Below are 18,102 nucleotides of genomic sequence, written 5' to 3'. Positions count from 1 at the left end.
AGCAGATTAGCTTTTAACCGAACCCAGCGTCATGCCTTTGACGAAATAGCGCTGCAGGAACGGATAGACAATCAGAATGGGAACGGTGACGACAATGGTGATTGCCATTTTGACTGATTCCGGGGAGATCTGGGCCATGACCTCAGTCATATTGCGCCCGCGGAAATTATCCGCGTTGGTCGTGGTGCTCTGAATGACCTTCATCAGCTCGAATTGCAGCGTGGTCAGCGAGTCCTTCGAGCCGTTATACAGATAGGTGTCAATCCACGCATTCCACTGGCCGACGGCCAGGAACAGGGCGATGGTTGCCAAGGCTGGCTTGGTCAGCGGCAGAATAACACGCCAGTAGATGGTGAAGTCATTGGCTCCGTCCAGCTTGGCGGATTCCTGCAGGGCGTACGGCAGACCGTCGATGAAGGAGCGGATCACGAACACATTGAAGGCGCTCACCAGACCGGGCAGGACATACACGCCGAAGGTGCCCATCATATGCAGATCCTTGATCAGAATGTAAAAGGGGATCAGACCTCCCGATACATACATCGTCAGTGCCAGGAAGGTGGAGACGAACTTACGGGCCTGGAAGTCTACCCGGCTTAAGGTGAAGGCCAGCATGGACGCACTGACCAGTCCGAGCAGAGTCCCGATAATCGTCCGCAGCACCGAAATTTTGAACCCGGTAATCAGGCCGGAGAAGGCGAAGATCGTCTCATAATTCTTGAAGGTGAACACCCGGGGGTAGATCGTAATCCCGCCCTTGATGCTGTCCGTCGAGTCATTGAAGGAGATCGCCAGCACGTTCAGAAAAGGGTACAGCGTAGCAACAGTTACGACCGTAATCGCCAGATAGACAACCAAATCGAAGATGCGGTCCGACCAGGAGGCCGCAGCCAGTTTTTTAATCATGAGCAGGGCCTCCTATATGATGCTTTCCTTGGTTATTTTTTTGAAGATGCCGTTGGCGGTAAAGAGCAGAATCACACTCACCACGGAGTTGAAAATATTAATCGCCGTCCCGAAGGAGAACCGGCCCATTCCCAGCCCGTAATTCAGCGCATACAGGTCAAGGGTTTGCGAGTAGTCACGCACCAGATTGTTGCCGAGCAGGAACTGCTTCTCGAACCCGATGCTGATCAGATGGCCGATGGACATAATCAGCAGGATCACGATGGTACCCCGTATGCCCGGAAACGTAATATGACGCACCTGCTGGAGCCGGCTGGCCCCGTCCACCCTGGCTGCCTCGTACAGCTCCGGCCCGATGCCCGAGATGGCGGCGAGATAGATAATGGTATTCCAGCCCGTCTCCTTCCACACATCCGATGCGGTGACAATGCCCCAGAACAGATTGCCTTTGGCCATGAACTGAATCGGTTCACTGATGATATGAAGGCCCATTAGCAGGTCATTGACTGCGCCGTTGTCTGTGGAGAGCATCTTGGTAATGATCCCGGCAGCAACCACCCAGGACACAAAGTGCGGCAGATACGACACCGTCTGAACGAAGCGCTTCAGCACCTGCAGCCGTACCTCATTCAGCAGAATAGCGAAGATAATCGGAATGATAAAGCCTGCCAGCAGTCCCATGATACTCATGGCCAGCGTATTGCGCAGGGCGTTGAAGAATTGCTCATCCTGGAACAGCTCCCGGAAGTACTGGAGGCCGACCCATTTTTGCTCGAAAAAGGATTTGCCCGGCTTATACTTCTGGAAGGCCATCATCCACCCCCATAACGGAAGATAGCTGAAGACAAAGGCCCAGAGGACAAAAGGAACAGCCATCATATAGAGGTATTTCTGCTGCCGGAATTTCCCCCAGAAGCTGAAGGAGGATTTCTTCGGCTCCGGCTTCATCGCGGTGGTAATCGCTTTCATTTATGTCCCTCCTTCGATATAGCTTTATCATAATCTGCCGCCTGGCCGGGAAACACCCGAAGATTTAAGTGTAAAAACAGGGGAAAATCAGTCCTTTTCGTAAGCGCTTTCTGAAAAAGCGTTCTCAGGCTCCTTTCTCCGGTAAGCGGAGGGGGAGATGCCTGCGATTTTTTTGAACTTCTCGCGGAAATAATCGACATCGCTGAAGCCGACGCTGCTGGCCGCCTGATGGATTTTGCAGCCCTGGTCCAGCAGCTCCTTGGCCTTCTCAATGCGGATCGTATCCAGATAAGTATTGAAGGAGCAGCCCATGGTGTTCTTGAACAGCTTCCCAAGATACGCACTGCTATAGGTGAACACATCGGCCAGCGTCTCCAGCTTCAGATTCTCGTCATAGTGCCGGTGGATCAGATCGACCATCCGCTTCATCAGGACATCTATATCATCGCGGATAATCCCGGCAGCATATTCCTCCAGCAGACCTGAGATATAGCGCTGGAGCTGGGGGAGGGAGGTATGCCTGTAGATCTGCTGAATCTGCTCCTCCATCCGGCTCTGTGCAGCGCTAAGCTCCTTATAATGAACGGACAGCTTGCCTGACATGGAGGTGACGGCCCGGACATAGTAGGATTTCACCGCCATCTCGGATGAGCCGGCAGCAGCCATGAGGTCCCCTGCTTCCTGGATCAGGGCAGTGATTACACGGAGATTGCCGGTATCCAGGGCAAAATACAGTCGGTCCATTACGGGAGTGAGCCTGCTCTCCGTATCCTGGGGATTCGCAGGCATCCCCTGCTTTAGCTTGAGGGAATCCGGGCCGATCATCCCCGGCTCATCGTAGAAAAAGTGATCCTTCATCCGCGCCAGCGCGGACTGATGAGAGACCTGCAGCTCAGTCAGACTGTCCACCATATCCCCGGCGGTGATGATGCATTCCAGTCCCTCAGCGGCAGCGGCTTCGCGGATCTGCCCGGCCATCCGTTTGCTTACCAGCTCCTTCTGGTACGAGGGCTGCAGCAGCACCCCGAGATAAGAATCGAGCGCGAAAACGATGCCAGAGCGGTTGTCCTCGAAGCTTGAGGTCAGCCGGGACTTGACGCTGCTGGAAGGCCCGTTGTCCGCAGAATCCTGCAGCAGCAGCCGGATCAGCACGATCTGGTAGGAATCCCAGAGCAGCCCCGCTTCCAGCGCCGACTCCATCAGCGCGGGGGCGGGATGCAGACTGCTCTCCATCAGCAGGGATTGCACCAGCATCTCCCGGCTCCAGACCTTAACAGCCTCATGATTCTTGCGGTGCGCCTGCCGCGCATTCAGTACGGTGGACAGGCCGGTAAGATACAGCTGCAATTCCTCCTCATCAACCGGCTTAAGCAGATAGTTATCGATATTGTAAGACAGCGCCCGCTTGGCATAACTGAAGTCGGCATAGCCGCTCAATATGAGAATATGCAGCTCCTCATGATCCTCCCGCAGTTCGCCGATCAGCTCCAGCCCATCCTTCCCGGGCATACGGATATCCACAATCATCAGATCCGGGGAATACAGCTTAGCCTTATGCCTGGCTTCAACCGCATTGGCTGCTGTATCTACCACCCGGTAGCCGAGGCTCTCCCAATCCAGCAGAGTGACTAGTCCTTCGCGGATCGACAATTCATCATCAACAATTAACACACTATACATAGGAATCACTCCTTAAAGGGATGGCGAAGCTGATCTGTGTGCCGTATCCGCTCTGGCTGGCCAGAACCAGGCCGCATTCCGGGCCATAGGTCAGCTTCAGCCGCAGATGGATGTTACGCATTCCGATACTGTGGGTCTCATAGTCATCGTTGTTGTCCAGCATCTGCCGCAGCTCTGCGAGCCGGTCAGGTGAGATTCCGGTACCGTTATCGGAGACCTGCACCTTAAGAAGGCCATCCTCCACCCGGATATCTACCCGGACCATTCCGCCGTCGATCCGGTCCTCCAGGCCGTGAATGACACAATTCTCCACCAGCGGCTGAATAATAAGCGGCGGAATCCTTAGGGTATTCGCTGCCGGATCTACGTATAGCTCGTAGGCCAGCCGGTCATTGTAGCGGAATTTCTGGATAACCAGGTAACAGTTCACGGTCTCCAGCTCACTTTGCAGGGTGATTCTGCCTCCGCCGACCTCTAAGTTTTTGCGCATCATCTTGCCCAGCAGCCGGACAACCTGCGCAATATCGGTCTGGCCGCGGGTGTGGGCCTTCATCCGGATAGACTCCAGGGCATTGAACAGGAAATGGGGATTGATCTGGCTGGCCATCATTTTGAATTTGATTTCATTCTGCTTCAGCAGGATGGCATTCTTCTGCTGGTTGGATTCCTGCACCTCGCTCATCAGGTCATTGACATTGCGGACCATGTGGTTGAACTGCCGGGCCAGCTGGCCGATCTCATCTTTGCCGTCGATCACGAGCCGGGCTTCCAGATTGCCGGAGGCAACCTTGGAGATATGCTTGCTGAGATGCAGCATGCGTCCGGTGAGCAGGCGGGAGAAGTAGTAGATTAGGATGATTGCAAGAAATAGGGAGGAGATAATGACGGAAGAAGCCAGGGAAATAATCCGGTTGGGCTCACTCACAATACTCTCTACCGAGAAAATAGAGATAATCCGCAGGCTGTTCAAGCTGCCCTCGGGCTGCCAGTCGTCGATCAGCATTTTGAAGGACTGCCCGTCAATCGTGATATCCGCAGGCCCGTGCCCCGCAAGGGTGGACAGCGGCTTAAGGTTGATTTCGCGCAGCGACTTGCCGAGAGTGCCCGCCCGGTTGGAGGCGACAACGTTGTCATTCTCATCAACGATAAAGGTCTCGAAGCTCTCCTGCTTCAGAATACTGCTGAGCTGATCCGAATTAACATTCACGACCAGTACACCGGTTGTGCGCTGCTTGAGGAAGTCGACCTTGCGGATCAGGCTGAGATAGTACTGGCCGTTCCGGCTGTCAGGAATATAACTCCAGAACGCCAGCCCCTTCTGGGCGAGGGCGAGCTGGTACCACGGCTCCCTGGTAACCGCTTCGTCAGCCTGGAGGAATTCCCAGTTGTTAAGCACCGTCGGGTTGTCGATATACAGCCGGATGCTGGAGACCTCTTTGTACAGGCGGACGAAATCCCGGAAGTCGGGATAATCCCAGTAGGCCTGCACCACATCATAGACCGATTCGTACTGGTGATTCGCGGCCTCCTCCAGCCGGCTGTCATTGGACAGGCGGTAGACGATATCCACCGGAACGTTCAGCATCTCGCTGGTCCGCTTTTTCACACGGTCGACATTCGCCGTAATCTGCTTCAGCGCATTATTCATCGCCATATTCCGCAATTCACTGGTCAGGAACACCCCCACAATAAGCACCGGAATCAGGACAACACTGCCGAAGGAGAGGAAGAGCTTGGTCCTGAGCTTCAGGTTGTTCATGAAGGTGATGATACGGGTATACACGAATGAAATCCCCTCCGTTAGCACATTTGTAATAACGCTTACAATAGAGTATAGCGCGAAACTGTGAGCCAATATATGTCATGAAAATATTTTTTTGATAAACATTATGGAAAGTCCCATCCCCTCCCAATACGCAATATACCTAAAATCCTGCAACCCTGGCTGAACTTTGAAGCCTTATGATGAGGTAACTAATGAAATATAATAATGATATTAGAACAGTTGGAGGAAAAGAGGGCAGGAGATGGCCAGCATCAGGAGCTCGGCAGGGAAGTGGAAAAGGTGGTTTGCTGATTTATCCATTCATATGAAGTTGATCGGGGCGTATATCGTCATTATTCTGGTCCCGGTCATTGTGATCTCCAACTATTTGTTTGCTGGTTTCTATCAGGATACCGTCAATGACATTATTAAGGAGAACCGCTATCAGCTCAAGAACGAGAGACAAGAGATCATGAGCAAGATTGAAGTAATGGAAAAGTCATTCTTTATGCTTATTTCAGACAGGAGTCTGGGGGAGTATGTGACCGCTGAAGTGGAGCCCGGAGTGAATGAGATTAAGCAATTTCAGGACTATTCGTTAAATTACTTACAGAGCGTGTTGTTTAATAATCCCAATATTGCGAGTGTCCGTTTCTTCGTCAACAATCCGCGGGTCAGTGAGCTATGGCCGATTATTTATCAGGAAGAACGGATTAAAGACAGCCCCATGTACACGAAATTGATGAATCAGAAGGATAATGCCTTATGGGAGATCCAGCCAGAGGATTCTAAATTCGAGAATAGCAGTACAATGGTGGACGAACGGTCAAGCTCCATGGTCGCCTTGGCGGTCAGACTTAACCTGCCCAACCAGCAACATATTGGCATTGTCAAAGTTGAAATGCGGATTGAGGATCTTTTTGACAAGGCGTATAACAACAGCGGGGAACGCGATTCAAGGTTCTTCATTATAGATCAGCAAAGCAAATTGTACACCAACAGTATGGAGCCGCTCCCAGGTTTGAATCAAGCTCAAATCTTGAAGGCTGCCGTTAAGGTTAAGCAGGAAGGTGAGGCATCCTTGCAATTTTCAGCGGGGGGTGAAGATTTCCTGTATCTCCTTGAGCCCATCGACCGCTTACATGTGGATCTGGTTAACGTTATCTCTCTGCAGAGCACCTACTCCAAAATTGACAGCACCAGAAACAGGGTTATTCTGATCATCAGTCTTCTGCTGGTTCTGCTTGCGGTCATTACTTACTGGATTCAATCTATTGTTCTAAAAAAGCTGCATGTACTGAGGGAGTCGATGCAGAAGGTAGGCAAAGGTGACTTTCATGTGGAGATCGATGTGCAGGGCGGTGATGAGATCGGTGAGCTGGCGCGCCACTTCAGGGAGATGCTGGGCACCATCAATGGCTTGATTGCGGAAGCTGTACAGCGCAGCGCTGCCACTAAAGAAGCGGAGCTTCAAGCCTTACGCAATCAGATCGATGCCCATTTCCTGTACAACACCCTGGAGAATTTGAAAATGCTCGCTGAGGTTGAGGGCCAATACACCGTATCGGATGCACTTACTTCACTCGGCAGCATTATGCGTTACAATCTTAGATGGACTGGCGATACCGTGCAGCTGGCAGACGAGTTGAAGCATATTCAGCATTACATCTCGATTATGAACATCCGTTACGATGAGAAGCTTAAGGTTGAGATTCAAGCAGAAGACAGATTCCATGCTCATGAATTATTAAAAATGTCGCTGCAGCCCATCGTTGAGAATGCGTTGAAGCACGGGATGTATTCCGCTCTGATGAGGGGGGACGGGCTGATAATCAATGTGCAAGCGTATGCGGATGATCAATTCTTTTACATAGAGGTAACTGACAACGGGATCGGAATTCCAGCGGATGGGCTACAGCAGTTGAATCACAAGTTGATCATGAGTGACGAAGAATTCAATCAATTAACGCAGGAGACTGCCGGGTATAGCACAGGACATAACGGAATCGGCTTGCGTAATGTGAATCAGCGCATCCGGCTGCATTATGGAGAGGATTATGGAATTTGCATAGAGAGCAGACAGAGAAGTTATACCACAGTGAGGGTGAAGCTACCTTTGTTGACATCAGTTAGAGGAGGAATGCAGAGCCTATGAGACAGCTGCTGATTGTAGATGATGAGAAGAATATCCGGTGCGGGCTCCGGGCCATGATTGAGCGGGAGGTTGCAGGGCGCTATGATATCCACTTGGCTTGTGATGCCTTTGAGGCCCTGGACATGATCGCATCAATGAAAATAGAAATTCTGATTACGGACATTCGTATGCCCGAGTTGGATGGAATTGGCTTGATTAAGAAGCTTCAGGAGTTCAGGCCCAGGCCCGCCATTGTAATTGTGAGCGGGTATGATGATTTCTCGTATGCCAGAGCCGCTATCCGCTATGAAGTGAATGAGTACCTGCTTAAGCCGGTCATTCGTGAGGAATTAGCTGAAGTGCTGGAGCGGATTGAAGAGGAGCTTAACGTTTCGGCAAGCAATCTTCACCTGGGCATGGAGCAGTTTCATACGGCCTGTGAGCAAGCGGAAGTTACAGTGGAAGATTCATTTCTGCAGCCTACTCCCTATACCATACCCATACAGAAGGAGAATAAGGGAATAGAGCATGCCCTGCAATACATCCACGACAATTATTCGCATAACATCAACATGATGATGGTTTCAAGCAAAGTGTCTTTTAACTACTCCTACTTCAGCCAGGCTTTCCGGGACTACACCGGAGAGAATTTTGTAAGCTATCTGAAGCGGCTGCGGATCAATAAGGCGAAGGAGCTGCTGCGGGATACGGAGGATAGAATCTATGAAATAGCCGGTAGGTCAGGCTTCGGGAACACCAAGAATTTTAACAGAGTATTCAGAGAAAGCGAAGGCGTAAGCCCGCTGGAGTACCGCAATCAGCAAAAGCTGTTAACCACACTGATGGAGCAATGATCCCATACAACCCCAAATCCGTTGGTCACTTGCACAATGCATTTCGTCCGTTCATCAATATTCTTTTCCTCCCCCGAGACCTTATAATGAGAGCGTGTTCAACAAGTTCTTAGGGGGATATTTGAAATGGAAGGATTAATCATTGGTTGGTATGGAGCGCTTGCAGGACTGGCAATTGCCATTATTCTGATCCTAAAGAAATTAAATCCGGTCTACGCTCTGTTCCTGGGTGCCATTGTAGGTGCGCTGATCGGCGGAGCCAATCTCGAACAGACCGTGAGCGTTCTTGTAAGCGGTACACAAAGTGTAATGGGCACGGTTCTGCGGGTGCTGGCCGCCGGTGTGCTGGCTGGTGTGATGATGGAGTCGGGTGCGGCTGAAGCCATAGCCCAGGCTATTGTCCGAAAGTTCGGCGGAAGTAAGGCCATTCTGGCCCTCGCGCTGGCCACGATGGTCATTACGGCAATGGGCGTATTCATCTCGGTAGCGGTGCTGATTGTGGCTCCGATCGCTTTATCCGTAGGTAACAAAATGGAGATCTCGAAGCTGGCGCTGCTGCTGGCCTTGTCGGGCGGGGGGAAGGCAGGTAATATTATCTCACCGAATCCGAATACGATTGCTGCTGCGCGCGGCTTTGATCTTGATCTGAGCCATGTCATGCTGGCAGGTGTAATCCCGGCAATCTGCGGATTAATTGTAACCGTTATCTTAGCAACCCTGCTGAAGAAAAAAGGTGTCATGGTTACCCCGGGCGAAGCTGCGAACGGGACAGACAACGCGAATACGGCCGCTTACCCGCCGCTCAGCAGAGCTATTGTGGCTCCGCTTGTGGCCATCGTCCTGCTCATGATTAACCCGATCGGCTCCATCTCCGGGATCGAAGCGTTGACCAAGCTTAAGGTGGATGCGCTCTATATTCTGCCGCTGGCGGGGATCATCGGGATGCTGGCGATGGGGCAAGGCAACAAGGTGCTGCAGTATACATCCTCCGGCCTTAGCAAAATGACCGCAACTGTACTGATCCTAATTGGGGCAGGCGGCATCGCCGGTCTGATCTCCGCTTCCGATCTGTCCGCCCAGGTCGTGCATCTGATTGAGCTGTCCGGGATTTCCGGGACGTTCCTGGCACCGATCTCCGGAATACTGATGGCTGCGGCTACCGCCTCTACATCTACGGGTGTTATTGTCGCTACCGGCTCCTTCGGGCAGGCCATCCTGAATATGGGCACCGCTCCGCTGGCTGCCGCTGTGATGGTTCATACCGGAGCTACGGTCATCGACTCGCTGCCGCAAGGCACTTACTTCCATGTCACGGCCGATAGTATGAAAATGTCGATCAAGCAGCGCATGGGGCTCATCCCGTATGAGGCCATCGTTGGCGGCACGATGACGATTGTGGCTACGCTGGTTTACGGATTTTTACTCTAAGATCAATCATATAGATGAGGTGTGGAAATGAGAGAGAGAACCTTTGTACTGGCGCCGGATTCCTTCAAGGAGAGCATGACCGCGAAAGAAGTATGTGCAGCGATGGAGACCGGGCTCCGCAAGATATACCCTGAAGCAACCTACATTCATGTTCCGATGGCTGACGGCGGGGAGGGAACCGTACAGTCCCTTGTCGACGCTTCCGGCGGAGAGATTCATTATTTAGAAGTCGCAGGACCGCTGGGACATCCGGTAACGGCACAATTCGGCATTCTCGGTGACGGCCAGGCGGCGGCCATCGAGATGGCTTCAGCCAGCGGCATTCAGCGGGTGGACAAGGCGGAGCGGAATCCGCTGATCACCACCACCTATGGTACGGGCGAGCTGATTCTGGAATGTCTGAACCGTGGTATCCGCAAAATCATCATCGGCATCGGCGGCAGCGCCACCAATGACGGCGGTGCCGGAATGGCCGAAGCGCTCGGCGCCCGATTCCTGGATGAAGCTGGGAACTTGCTCCCTCGCGGCGGCGGCAGCCTGGGGCGGCTGGCGAGTGTTGACGTTAGCGGGCTTGATGCGAGACTGCAGCAGGTTCAGCTCATCGTTGCCTGCGATGTGACCAATCCGCTCTGCGGGGAGCAGGGGGCTTCAGCCGTATTCGGTCCGCAAAAAGGGGCTACACCCGATATGGTGCAGCAGCTTGACACCAATCTGGCCCATTATGCAGCGGTTGTGAAGCAGCAGCTTCACAAGGATGTACGTGATCTTCCCGGAGCTGGTGCCGCCGGAGGACTGGGCGCGGGTCTGATGATCTTCACGCAGGCCACGCTGCAGAAGGGAATTGAGATCGTGATTGAATACACAGGGCTTCAGCAGAAGCTGGAGCAGGCGGACTTCGTCTTCACCGGAGAAGGCGGGATTGACTTCCAGACCAAATTCGGCAAAACTCCGTACGGCGTAGCCCGCACCGCCAAGGCCAGCGGCAAAAAAGTCATCGCCCTGGCCGGTTACATCGGCGAGGGAATCGAGACGCTCTACGCCGAAGGAATCGACGCCGTCTTCGGCATCGTTCCCGGCGCTTCGAGCCTGGAGAAGCTGCTGGCTGACGGTCCCGCCAACGTCGAGCGCACCTGCGAGAATATCGCCAGGCTGCTGAAGCTTAGCGGGCAGTAAGGTTAGTTAAGTGAATGGAGCAGCGGAGTTTAATGTAGCGGAATCCAGTGAATAGCGTAGGTAAGTAGATATTAGAATGTAGCTAATAGTTGCGTTGCATAGAATTGCCCCGGTGGATATGATCCTCCTGGGCAATTGTTTTTATTGACGGGATGCTGTAACTCTACTCCCAAATAAGAAGTGGAAAAAGGGCATTTAATTTCTCTGATATCTTATATTGAGGGATTTTAGATGGAAAAAGTACAACTGCTGAGCTGGAAACCTGCGTTTGGCAGGGAGCTGGGTTGAATTAAATGCCCTTTTTCCAATTAAATCCCTAAGCTTGCCTATCAGCCGGAAGTTAGATGTACTTAATCCACCTATCGTCATGCGATAAGCGCCCCATCTTCCCATTGAATAGATTTGCTACGTCGCTCTTCCGGTTCTGTCACCCATCTAACATCCATCCCAACGCTCATCTCAACCCCAGCCTCCAGCATAAGTGTCTACTTTTATACAACACAAACTGTTATTTATACAGCGCCAGCAGCTCATGCGTAAGCTCGAAGAGCTGCAGCAGGTTCCTCGGGTCCTTGCCGGTGATGCTCTCGATCCGCTTCAGGCGGTATTGCAGTGTATTGCGGTGGATATTCAGCTGCTCAGCCGTCTGCGAGACGCTGCAATTGTGATTGATGAAGCTGCGGAGCGTCTCCAGCAGATCGGCGGTATCCTCCAGCTTAATCGCCGTGCCGGGCTTGTCTGACAGCTTCGCCTGACTGAGCTTCACCATGAATTCCGCATCCTCGTAGCGGATCGATTGTTCAGCAGGGCGGAGTGCCAGAAGAACGCCGAGGGCAGCTTTGGCCTGGCGGTAGCCCTCCGCGATACTGGCCTCCAGCCGGCCCGAAGCCAGCAGGAGCTGCGGCTGATTATGCAGCAGCTCCGCAATTAGCCGGCTGCAGTCCGGCCGGTTCTGGACCAGGATTACCCATGTATCCCCGTCGAGCTGGAAGGACGGATGCAGGAACAAGAGCTTTGCCTCATCAAGCTCCGGCTGCACATGCTTGAGATACAGCACGGTGGTCTTCTGCAGAAGGTCGATCTGATAGGCCGCGGCTTCTTTTCGCAGCTTCTGGGAGTATGCTCCCTGATGGTCAAGGAGCATCTCCAGCAGAGCCTTCTTGCGGCTGGCTTCGCTGGCCAGATGCTCCAGCGTGTTTCTTTGTTCAATGAGCAGCGATACCGTGGTCCTCACGATATTGCAGAAGGGCCGGACCTCTTCCGGGCTGCCGGAGATTCCGATTACACCTACGCGGGTGTTGCCTATGACAATCGGTTCGTTGGTGCCTTTTTTCTCATATCGCCCGTCCTCCATGACTTCAACCCTGTGCCCGGTGGACAGCGCTTCAACAGCCCCCTGATGAACGGTGCCTACCCTTGCCTTATGCCCGCTGCCGATGATGATCCCCTGATCGTTCATGATGTTGATGTTATAGGGGATGTCCATCATCATCTTGTCTACAATTTCCTGCGCCTGCTTCTCCGATAGCTGAAACAACCGGAATTCCCTCCTCGTCTTGAGCGGGTAACCGCCAATATTGTCTCTCAATTGCTCATTGTGCATCTGAACAAAATTATAGACCAACCTTCACAGCGAAGAAAGGAGGAACCTCACTCATAGCCTTGCAAGGAACCTCACGAGGAATTTTACGAGGAAGCCTTATAAGAAGCGCTGCTAGGAATAGCACAAAGTATCGCCCAGCACCAAAAAAGCCAGCCCCAACTCGGGCTGACCTTGAAAAATAAGAATAGATGAGTCCGCGCAATAAATATCGCTTACCCTTGGGCAATACCCGCCCGGCTGAAAATCAGCTTCAGCTTCTCCTCATGCTCCGCACTCCATACCCCAGGTGAAGCCAGGCTGAAGGTGGATACTGGAACACCCGACAAGCGGACAGCTTCCTTGATCGAAGCGATGAACGGGTCATCAATGGCATACAGGGCCGGAATTTCAACGATCTGCCGGTTGAACTGAAGGACGCCTGCCAGATCTCCCTTTTTGAAGCTGTCATACACGCCAAGCATCAGCTGAGGAGCGAAGTTCGCACTGGCAGCGATCGCCCCGTCTCCTCCGGCAGCCAGTGTAGGCAGCAAATATTCATCGAAGCCGCAGAAGACGGAGAAGTCCGGACTAACCGCCTTAACCTGCATGATCATCTGGCGGATGTGGCTAAGCTGGTCCACGGTATCCTTGATGCCGAGTACATTCGGATAATGTGCGGCAAGGCGGGCCACGAAGGCCGGGGTCAGATCCTGGCCCGTCATGGCCGGGAAGTTGTACAGCATGAGCGGCACATCGACGGCTTCCAGAACAGCAGCATAATGCGCGAACAGGGCGTCCCCGCTCAGCTTGTAGTAATACGGATTCATAATGACAATGCCGGTAGCTCCATGCTCAGCGGCATGACGGGAGAGGCGAAGGGTCTCAGCAACCGTGTTGCTGCCGGTGCCGATCCAGGCCGGAAGACGGCCATTCGTATACTCCAGGCATAGCTCTGCGATCTCTTCACGCTGCTCTGCGGTGAACAGGGTGAATTCTCCGGCCGTTCCAAGGAAGAACAGACCGTGAACCCCTTTGGCGATCAGGCTGTCGATCAGCAGCTTCATTCCGTCACGGTCGAATTTTCCGGCTGAATCCAGAATGGTTGGAACGGGAGGAATGACACCTGCATTCGGGTGGCTAAGTTTCATTTTATTTTTGCCTCCTGGTTTGGTATTATAAACATATGATTATTATAGTGAACTTGAAAGGCTTAATCAATGGATTTATGAGAGGGGAATGAAGGTGTGGACCAGAAGTATTGGGTTCCGGCATTGGAACGGGCAGATCTGATTCTTAAGGCCATCTCAAGACAGACCGGAGCGCTCAAAATGACAGATCTCTGCGAGGAGACCGGTATTAACAAAAGCTCGATGTTCTCGCTGCTGCGCACAATGGAGACTCTGGGGTGGGTGGTGAAGGATGCGGGTGAGCGGTATGTGCTTGGCGCCGGGATCTCCTACTATAATACCGTCTACAATGATTCGCTTAAGCAAAATATGAATCTGGTAGAGCGGTTCCTGGCAGAATCGGCGCAGAGTGTCGGGGCGGTGGGGGAGACCTTTCAGCTGTCGGTACTGGACCGCGATGAGATTATTTACTTGGCCAAGCAGGAGGGGCAGTCCCTGGTAAGGCTGGAGTCCAGCCCCGGGATGCGGTTCCCGGCACATGCGACGGCGATGGGTAAGATGATGCTGGCGCTGCTGCCGGAGGGAGAGCTGCAGCGGCGTTATTCCGGCAAAAGCTTATCCGCAGTCACCTCACACACGCTGACGGATTGGGCTGAATTCACAGCGGCTTTGGCCGATATTCGCAGGACTGGCTATGCCGTGGACCGTGAAGAGATCATCCAAGGCATCAGCTGCGTGGCTGCACCGGTTCTGGATGCCGCAGGCAAGGCGGTTGCCGCTGTCAGTACTTCGATGCTTCAGCATGCCTTCACCGCGAAGCAGGAGGCGGCGATCCGGGAGGTAACCCTACTTGCGGGGAAGCTCTCGTTGTCATAGACATCCGGGCACATTCATTCTGAGGGAGAGAAGGGATTCATATGAAATTGACCGTAGAAGAGATTATGAAGGAAGACATCATTGAAGCTGTTCCGGTACATACCGCTGCGGAAGGGCCGGCCGGCAGGCTGCCGATCACCGGGGAGGTGCTGAGAAATGCGCCGAGCGGAGAGATTTTTGGCATGACACAGAATGCCGGCATGGGCTGGAATCCGCTGCTGCTGAACCGGCCCCAGTACCTGATTCTCGGAACGATGGGCGGTATCCGGCGTGAGGACGGCACTCCGCTGGCGCTCGGATACCATACCGGTCACTGGGAGATCGGCGTGATGATGGAGGAGATTGCGGAGGAGCTTACCGCGAATGAGGGAATTCCGTTCGCCGGTTATGTCAGCGATCCCTGTGACGGCCGTTCCCAGGGAACCACAGGCATGTTCGATTCCCTGCCTTACCGCAATGATGCGGCCATCGTGCTGCGGCGGCTGATTCGTTCACTCCCTACCCGTAAGGGTGTGCTTGGCGTAGCTACCTGCGACAAAGGCCTGCCGGCCATGCTGCTGGCTCTTGCCGGGATGCACAAGCTGCCGGGAATTATCGTCCCCGGCGGCGTGACCCTGCCGCCAGTGGAGGGGGAAGACGCGGGCAAGGTTCAGAGTATCGGGGCAAGGTACAGCAACGGAGAATTGTCTCTCGAAGAAGCGGCAGATCTCGGCTGCCGGGCCTGCGCGACGCCGGGCGGCGGCTGTCAGTTTCTCGGCACCGCCGCAACCGCCCAGGTAATTGCGGAGGCATTGGGTATGGCACTACCGCATTCGGCCCTGTCTCCTTCGGGGCAGCCGATCTGGAAGAATATCGGCCGCCAGTCGGCCCGGGCCCTTCAGCATCTGGATCAGAACGGAATCGTCATGAGTGACATTTTGACAGATCAGTCGATCCAGAATGCGATGGTGCTGCATGCTGCCTTCGGCGGCTCAACGAATCTGCTGCTGCATCTGCCGGCCATTGCCCATGCCGCCGGGCTGAAGGTCCCAACCGTCGAGGACTGGAACCGGGTGAACCGGATGGTACCGCGCCTCGTTAGCGTACTGCCGAACGGTCCGGTACCGCATCCGACAATTCGCGTGTTCCTGGCAGGGGGCGTTCCTGAGGTGATGCTGCATCTGCGGAAGCTGGGGCTGCTTGACGAATCTGTACTCACGGTTACAGGCCGGACACTGGGCGAGAATCTGGACTGGTGGGAGAGCTCACAGCGGCGGACTGATCTGCGGCAGCGGCTGCTGGAAGCAGACGGCGTAGATCCCGATTCCGTGATCATGAGCCCGGAAGAGGCCAAGCGCCAGGGCATGGCGTCTACTATGACGTTCCCTATCGGCAATCTCTGCCCCGAAGGTGCAGTCATCAAATCGGCAGCCATTGATCCTGCCGTTCTGGACAGTGAGGGCGTCTATCGCCATACCGGACGAGTGAAGGTGTTCACCACCGAGAGAGCCGCCATCCGCAGCATCAAGCTGGGTATGGTCCAAGCGGGGGATATTCTGGCCGTTATCGGCAGGGGGCCAAGCGGAACGGGGATGGAGGAGACCTACCAGCTCACCTCGGCGCTTAAGCATCTGCCTTACGGCAAATATGTCACGCTGATCACAGATGCCCGCTTCTCCGGCGTATCCACCGGTGCCTGCATCGGCCATATGGGGCCGGAAGCGCTGGCAGGCGGCCCGCTCGGCAAGCTTCGCGACAATGACTGGGTGGAAGTTCGCATTGATACCGTGAACCTGGAAGGAAGCGTCAATCTGGTGGGTGAGGGAGATGAGCCGCTGAACAAGGAAGCGGGGACGCTGATCCTTGCTGCACGGACACCGCATCCGGGCCTGGCGGTAGACCCGGGCCTGCCGGAGGACACCCGGTTGTGGGCTGCGCTTCAAGCGGCCAGCGGCGGAACCTGGAAGGGCTGCATTTACGATACTGACAAAATTATTGCCTTACTGGAAGCAGGACGGCAAGCATTGGAGGAGAAACTATGAGCCGAAATCTGATTCATAATCCGATTCTGCGCGGATTTCATCCCGACCCGTCGATCTGCCGGGCTGGAGATGACTATTACATTGCTACTTCAACCTTTGAGTGGTTCCCCGGCGTGCGGATTCATCATTCGCGCGATCTGGTGAACTGGCGGCCGCTGACCTATGCGCTGACCCGCAACTCGCAGCTCAATATGGAGGGGGACCCCGATTCCGGGGGTATCTGGGCACCTTGCCTCACGTACGACAATGGACTCTTTTATCTAATCTATACCGATGTCAAAAGCCGCCAGGGTGCCTTCAAGGATACGCCTAACTATCTGGTGACTGCGGAGAATATCGAAGGCCCCTGGTCTGAGCCTGTCTACCTGAATAGCAGCGGCTTCGACCCTTCACTGTTCCATGATGAAGACGGGCGCAAATGGCTGGTCAATATGTTGTGGGATCACCGCACTGGCCGCAACAGCTTTGCCGGGATTGTGCTCCAGGAATATTCGGCGGAAGAGCAGCGCCTGGTCGGACCGGTTACTAACATCTATAAGGGAACGGAGCTGGCGCTGACTGAAGGCCCGCACCTATATCGCAAGGACGGCTGGTATTACCTGATTACGGCTGAGGGCGGTACGCAGTATGATCATGCGGTAACCGTAGCCCGCGCGAAGCAGATTGAAGGTCCTTATGAGACCGCTCCGGTTAATCCGCTGCTGACCTCTGCAGGCCACCCCGAGCTTGTGCTGCAAAAAGCAGGCCATGCCAGCCTGGTCGAGACGCAGACCGGCGAATGGTACATGGTGCATCTATGCGGCCGTCCTGTGAAGGACAACTACTGCAACCTCGGCCGGGAGACAGCGATTCAGCGCGTCGAATTCACCGCTGACGGCTGGCTGGCCCTGTCTGGGGGAGGGAATGCTCCCGCGCTGACCGTGGAAGGCCCGGATCTTCCGGCGCATCCTTTTGCCGCAGCCGATCCGCGCGACCACTTCGAGGCTCCACAGCTGGATGTCCGCTGGAGCACCTTGCGGGTGCCTGCGGATGAGTCCTGGCTCTCGCTTCAGGAGCGTCCGGGATACCTGCGCCTGCGTGGCAGGGAATCCATGAGCTCCATGCACCGTCAGAGCCTGGTCGCCTTGCGCCAGCAAGCCTTCCGGTGCAGCGCTGAGACGTCAGTGGACTTCGAACCGGAGCATTTCCAGCAGATGGCCGGCCTGATCGTCTATTACGATACGATGGATTACCTCTATCTGCGGATTACGCACGATGAAGTCCTCGGCCGAACTCTGGGACTCATCCGTTCCAAGGATGGAGTCTATGAAGACACTCTGACGCCTGAAGTCCTGCTGCCAGCCGGAGCAAGTGTAGCACTCAAGGTCGTCATCGACGGCGAACTCGCCCAGTTCTATTACAAGGTTGGTGAATCCTCCTGGGAGAAGATCGGCCCGGCCCTGGAAATTTATCATCTGTCCGATGATTTCCCGGCCTACATCCGGTTTACCGGCACCTTTATCGGCATGTGCGCCCAGGACCTCAGCGGCACGCTGCATCCGGCGGATTTTGATTACTTTGAGTATCTGGAGCAGGAGTAGTATCGGC

The 18,102-nt window shown here is 54.2% G+C and carries 13 protein-coding genes; 7 read left to right on the top strand and 6 right to left on the bottom strand.

What is annotated here, in order from left to right; genetic code table 11:
- Positions 1 to 6 precede the first annotated feature (6 nt).
- The 4 genes from NYE24_RS09935 to NYE24_RS09920 all read right to left on the bottom strand — a co-directional run bounded on the left by NYE24_RS09935 (position 7) and on the right by NYE24_RS09920 (position 5,338).
- A complete protein-coding gene (locus NYE24_RS09935) occupies positions 7 to 906 on the bottom strand; it encodes a carbohydrate ABC transporter permease (RefSeq protein WP_051478569.1) in 900 nt (299 codons plus the stop codon).
- Positions 907 to 918: 12 nt separating this feature from the next.
- Entirely contained in the window at positions 919 to 1,875 is a 957-nt protein-coding gene (locus NYE24_RS09930; RefSeq protein ID WP_342478564.1) for an ABC transporter permease subunit, read from the bottom strand.
- Between the two features lie 87 nt (positions 1,876 to 1,962).
- Positions 1,963 to 3,555 carry a response regulator transcription factor gene (locus NYE24_RS09925; RefSeq protein WP_076154484.1) on the bottom strand — a complete coding sequence of 531 codons (1,593 nt, stop codon included), beginning with the start codon at positions 3,553 to 3,555 and terminating at the stop codon, positions 1,963 to 1,965.
- A complete protein-coding gene (locus tag NYE24_RS09920; protein WP_342478563.1) occupies positions 3,548 to 5,338 on the bottom strand; it encodes a sensor histidine kinase in 1,791 nt (596 codons plus the stop codon). The genes NYE24_RS09925 and NYE24_RS09920 overlap by 8 nt, the downstream gene beginning before the upstream one ends.
- Before the next feature lie 244 nt (positions 5,339 to 5,582).
- Here NYE24_RS09920 and NYE24_RS09915 point away from each other — a divergent pair, with 244 nt between their 5' ends.
- The 4 genes from NYE24_RS09915 (at position 5,583) to NYE24_RS09900 (ending at position 10,909) form a co-directional block, all read left to right on the top strand.
- Entirely contained in the window at positions 5,583 to 7,475 is a 1,893-nt protein-coding gene (locus tag NYE24_RS09915; protein ID WP_342478562.1) for a histidine kinase, read from the top strand.
- A complete protein-coding gene (locus NYE24_RS09910) occupies positions 7,472 to 8,308 on the top strand; it encodes a response regulator (protein WP_342478561.1) in 837 nt (278 codons plus the stop codon). Before NYE24_RS09915 ends, NYE24_RS09910 begins: the two co-directional genes overlap by 4 nt.
- 126 nt (positions 8,309 to 8,434) lie before the next feature.
- On the top strand, positions 8,435 to 9,736 hold the full coding sequence (locus tag NYE24_RS09905) for an SLC13 family permease (RefSeq protein WP_342478560.1): 1,302 nt from the start codon (positions 8,435 to 8,437) through the stop codon (positions 9,734 to 9,736).
- Between the two features lie 27 nt (positions 9,737 to 9,763).
- Entirely contained in the window at positions 9,764 to 10,909 is a 1,146-nt protein-coding gene (locus tag NYE24_RS09900; RefSeq protein ID WP_342478559.1) for a glycerate kinase, read from the top strand.
- Positions 10,910 to 11,417: 508 nt separating this feature from the next.
- Here the strand turns inward: NYE24_RS09900 and NYE24_RS09895 are convergent.
- Complete coding sequence (locus NYE24_RS09895) at positions 11,418 to 12,446, bottom strand: sugar diacid recognition domain-containing protein (protein WP_036698629.1); 1,029 nt, start codon at positions 12,444 to 12,446, stop codon at positions 11,418 to 11,420.
- Between the two features lie 278 nt (positions 12,447 to 12,724).
- The gene (locus NYE24_RS09890) at positions 12,725 to 13,639 is read right to left on the bottom strand and encodes a dihydrodipicolinate synthase family protein (RefSeq protein WP_036698626.1); all 915 of its coding nucleotides are present in this window, start codon (positions 13,637 to 13,639) and stop codon (positions 12,725 to 12,727) included.
- A gap of 96 nt (positions 13,640 to 13,735) precedes the next feature.
- On the opposite strand from NYE24_RS09890, the gene NYE24_RS09885 reads away from it, so the two are divergent.
- From NYE24_RS09885 to NYE24_RS09875, 3 genes are all read left to right on the top strand, one after another.
- On the top strand, positions 13,736 to 14,494 hold the full coding sequence (locus NYE24_RS09885) for an IclR family transcriptional regulator (RefSeq protein ID WP_076154480.1): 759 nt from the start codon (positions 13,736 to 13,738) through the stop codon (positions 14,492 to 14,494).
- Positions 14,495 to 14,559: 65 nt separating this feature from the next.
- On the top strand, positions 14,560 to 16,515 hold the full coding sequence (locus NYE24_RS09880; protein ID WP_076154509.1) for a YjhG/YagF family D-xylonate dehydratase: 1,956 nt from the start codon (positions 14,560 to 14,562) through the stop codon (positions 16,513 to 16,515).
- A complete protein-coding gene (locus NYE24_RS09875; protein WP_342478558.1) occupies positions 16,512 to 18,095 on the top strand; it encodes a glycoside hydrolase family 43 protein in 1,584 nt (527 codons plus the stop codon). The genes NYE24_RS09880 and NYE24_RS09875 overlap by 4 nt, the downstream gene beginning before the upstream one ends.
- Positions 18,096 to 18,102: the final 7 nt, after the last annotated feature.

Origin of the sequence: Paenibacillus sp. FSL H7-0350 (assembly GCF_038593195.1) — a bacterium.
Lineage (GTDB): Bacteria > Bacillota > Bacilli > Paenibacillales > Paenibacillaceae > Paenibacillus_AQ.
Note: the sequence above shows the minus strand (reverse complement) of the source record. Positions and strands in the feature narration are given on the sequence as shown.